We start from the raw sequence: 919 nt of genomic DNA, 5'->3' as shown, positions 1-919 counted from the left end.
GTCAAGTCCCGAGTTTCCGGAACGTGACCGGGGTGGGGGCCCCGGGGCTTACTGGTGATGCGGGCCTCACCGAACAGGAAACGAGGCACCACGGTAGGGACGGAAGACCTCTTCTGGGGGATTTCCTTCTCCTCGCCGGAATCACCGCATCGCCTCGATTCCCCGGGGCATCTCGTTCTCGATTCTTAGGAGAAGGTCATGAACCGTAAGACGCGCAGCAGCAACGTGGTCCGTTCCAACCGTCGTGGTGTCCGGTTCGCGACTCTGTTCGCTTCGGCCGCGGTGATCTCGGCGGGGGTCGTCCTTCCGGCTTCGATGGCGTCGGCGGCTCCGATGCCCGCTCACGTGGCTTCGGCTTTCCCGAGCGCCGGCGGTGCCGGTGGGGACGGCGGTGCGGGCGGCGGCGGCCTCATCGGTGGCGGTGGCGGCTCCGGCGGCTCCGGTGGGGGCAGTGTCCTGGGCGTCGGCGGCGCCGGTGGCAATGGTGGCAAGGGCGGCGACGGCGTCCTGGCCGGCGGCGGTGGCGGCGGGGGCGGTGGCGGCGGTGAAGGCGTCATCGGCGGCAACGGCGGCAAGGGCGGCGACGGCGGCAGCGGCCTGTTCGGCGGCGGCGCCGGCAACGGCGGCAGCGGCGGTGACGGCACCCTGATCGGCGGAAACGGCGGCAAGGGCGGAAAGGGAGGCTTCGGTGTCTTCCAGGGCGGCAACGGCGGCAAGGGCGGCAAGGGCGGCTTCGGTGGCCTCCTCGGCGGCCTGGGCGGCGGCGGCGGCGCCGGCGGCGCCCGCATCTTCTAGGCGCTGAAAGGCCCGCGTCCACCGGGTGGGGGCCCCCCCCCCCCCCCCCCCCCCCCCCCCCCCCCCCCCCCCCCCCCCCCCCCGCCCCCCGGCGCCCCGGGGGGGGGGCCCCCCCGACGGAGAG

Annotated in this window: 1 protein-coding gene; it reads left to right on the top strand. The window is 75.2% G+C overall.

Annotation, left to right across the window (positions count from 1 at the left end):
- The first annotated feature begins 198 nt into the window (after positions 1-198).
- Entirely contained in the window at positions 199-795 is a 597-nt protein-coding gene (locus tag ACWF9Z_RS36655; protein ID WP_453609952.1) for a hypothetical protein, read from the top strand.
- The last annotated feature ends 124 nt before the right edge of the window (positions 796-919 follow it).

It is taken from the genome of Streptomyces sp. NPDC054961, from assembly GCF_053609145.1.
This window is presented reverse-complemented; position numbering and strand designations above follow the sequence as displayed.